This is a genomic window from Mycobacterium sp., assembly GCF_032159765.1.
Classification (GTDB): domain Bacteria; phylum Actinomycetota; class Actinomycetes; order Mycobacteriales; family Mycobacteriaceae; genus Mycobacterium.
On record NZ_JAVHWM010000227.1, the window covers coordinates 1 to 2826 of the forward strand.

Here is a 2826-nt window from a genome sequence, read left to right on the forward strand (position 1 = left end):
GGTATCCTCGCGTCGGGAACGGTGGCGGTCTGGGCGAGGGACCCGCTGATGCGTGCTGGTGCGGTGCTTCTCGCACTCACATTCCTCTACCGCCTGGTCGTCCTGCGGCGCACGCCGCCCTCGTTCGACGGCGCCGGGCCGATCGTGAGCGCCGATCCGTCGCTCGTCGCGTACCGGACGGCGCTCATCCGCCGGATGGGGGAAGACCGGGGTCCGCGCTTGTGGTCGAGACTCGCCATAGGCGCGCCGGCGGCCGCTGTATTCTTGTATGGCTTCGCTCGAGCGTATCCGTCCCTCGCCTCCATGATCGCGCTCGAAGCCGTGGCGGTGGCCGCGGGCCTCACGTTCGCCTTCGCCAGTGCTGTCCGCCGCGCACGTCGGTGCCAGGTGGAGCTGCGCTCGCTCGATCAGCTCGAAGAATCGAGTCCAGATCCCCGCGACCCTTCCGCCGGATCGTCGCACTCCTAGCCAGGCTCAAGCCGGCATTGCATCCCTGGCACTACCTGTTGATGTCCACTCGGTTCTCGAGTTGCCGGACGAGATCCTCGAGCGATCCCTTCACTCCCGCCGGCGCGACGGCGACGGCGAGTCGCATCTCCTTGACGGCGGCGGCGTAGTCTCCCGTCCCAACGGCGATGCGGGCGGCCTCGTTGTGCGCGATCCAGCTGTTGGGCTCGTTCCCGGTATAGTTGCGGAAAATCTGCAGTGCCAGGTCCTGCTGACCAAGCCGTTGCAGCCCTCGGCCGAACGCATAGACCTGTTGCGGGTGGCCCATGGCGAGCGCCTTGTTTCGCGCGGCCGTGGCGTCGGCTTCGTGGCCCAAGGCGCTCAAGGCACGCGCCTTCGTGATCTCGTTCTCGAACCGGTCTTCGATCTGAATCGAGCGATCGGCGTACGCCGCCGCGTCCCTCGGGCTGAGCTTGTTCTCGAGGAGGTAGTTGGCGACCTCCTCCCATGCCTGCCATTCCGACTGGGCGCGAGAACGGAGCTGGTCACGCAGCTTCTGGGCGACCAGCTCCGGATTGTCGACGCGCACCACGAACGGCACCGCCACCCGCTCCCACCGCATGAGGATCACGACGGAATTGGACGTGGGCTCAGCGAAGTCGTAGCTGAGGGCCTCGTGATTCTCGATGGGTTGCGGCTTCACGGTGACGCGAAGCGCGTCTTCGGCTTTGTCGTAGCTGAAGCTTCCCCAGGAGGTTGAGTTCCGGGAGAAGATCACCACCCAGGAGGTGTCCCCCGGAATCATGTGAAGCCCGTAAACTCCCTTTTGAAGCCGCTGGCCCTGAACGGTGACCGGGTCGCTGACCTCGATGGTGGTATTGTTGTTGGCCCCGGCCCGCCATACCTCTCCATACGGCTCGAGACCTCCGAAGATCCTTCGGCCGCTGACGAGCGGCCGGTGATAGTCGATCGTGAGATCGGTGAGGCCGATGCGTTGGCTGACGCGCGCGTGCTGGCTCACGTCAGGAAGGGTCAACACCGCCGACTGCGCGCCCGCGCCCTCCGCGCACGCAACCAATCCCGCGATCTTCAGCGCCCGAAGGGCGGTGCTCACTGTTTCAGTCTCGTCAATTTGGCGATAAACGACTGTGCCCATGTCGCCCCGCCATCATTCGAATTCCACTCCGCGTATTGGTGCGAATCCGGCTTGATGTCGGACCACACGCCCCTCAGCAGGATCGTCCTGTCATTCAGGGTGTCCTGACCGGCGAACACGATTCGGCCGTTCTGGAACTCACCGACATTCGACGCCAGTGTTCCCGCCTCACGGTCCGCGAACGACTGGGTCCACTGGTGCGCACGCGGGTTGTACAGGAAGAGCGTGAGGCCTTCCCAATGGCCGCCCGGCCCATCCGCTTCGATCTCCTCCAGCAGCGCCTTGCCACCCCACACCTTGCGCACGGTCACCGTTCCATTCAGCTCGACAGATTGCGGACTGCTCGCAAACGGATCAACGGTTCGCTCGATGTGGGTGTGCCATACGCCAATGTTGAAATCAAAGTCGTGTTGCCCGTCGCGCACCGCGGGTGTCGACGTGAGCGTCTGCGAATTGCCGACGCACGGATAAGAGACGCACATGATCGTGGCCAATCCCGCGCCGACCGCCGTCTGCATCAACCGATTCACGTTGTTCTCCTGGTGATGGGTCATGAGTGGCGCCGTCCTGATCCAAGGCCGCCGTAACCCTTGGCCGCTGTGGCATTGCGAATTGCTCTTGCCCGAGGGTATGCTGTAAGTGGCCCCTTCACAACGGGCCACTTCGTCAAAACATGGGTGGGCCACTTTTATGGATCCGTTGTTCGAGATCGAGATGGAGCGCCCCGTCCCGGGATCGGGGGACGCCAGCCGGTTGCTCTATTGTCAATTGAAGGACGCCATTCATGATGGCCGCCTCGCTGCCGGCACCCAGCTCCCGGCGAGCCGGAAATCGGCTGCATTCTTTGGGCTTTCGCGCAACACCGTGGCGGAGGTCTATGCCCGGTTGTCGAATGACGGCCTCGTCGTCGCCCGTCACGGCTCGGGCACCTATGTCGCCCATCTACCTCCGGAACCCGCATCGCTACCGTCGCCGGGGAGCACATACCCGCTGAATCCCTTCTGGCTCCGAGAGGACGTGACCACGGCCATGGGGTTCTGGCGCGACGACTTGTCGGTCGTCCCGCGCGCCAGGAGAGCGATGGACTTTCGTCCCGCCTTGATCGATTCCCGCCTGTTCCCGTTTGACGTGTATCGTCGCATCAGTGCGAAGCAGTTGATCGGTCTGGAGAAAAAGCCTCCTCCGTCCAAGAGTCCGCAGGGCAATCAGGGCAATTTTCATCT

At 63.8% G+C, this 2826-nt stretch carries 4 protein-coding genes; 2 read left to right on the top strand and 2 right to left on the bottom strand.

Translation table 11 applies throughout. From position 1 onward, the window contains the following. A partial coding sequence (locus QOH60_RS28410; protein WP_526425232.1) for a hypothetical protein occupies positions 1–468 on the top strand: 468 nt, incomplete at its 5' end. Between the two features lie 31 nt (positions 469–499). Here QOH60_RS28410 and QOH60_RS28415 read toward each other — a convergent pair. Beyond that, a complete protein-coding gene (locus QOH60_RS28415) occupies positions 500–1561 on the bottom strand; it encodes a DUF2911 domain-containing protein (protein ID WP_526425233.1) in 1062 nt (353 codons plus the stop codon). After that, on the bottom strand, positions 1558–2157 hold the full coding sequence (locus QOH60_RS28420) for a hypothetical protein (RefSeq protein ID WP_526425234.1): 600 nt from the start codon (positions 2155–2157) through the stop codon (positions 1558–1560). The genes QOH60_RS28415 and QOH60_RS28420 overlap by 4 nt, the downstream gene beginning before the upstream one ends. Before the next feature lie 136 nt (positions 2158–2293). On the opposite strand from QOH60_RS28420, the gene QOH60_RS28425 reads away from it, so the two are divergent. Beyond that, positions 2294–2826 (top strand): GntR family transcriptional regulator (locus tag QOH60_RS28425; RefSeq protein WP_526425235.1); only part of this gene is annotated, 533 nt, incomplete at its 3' end.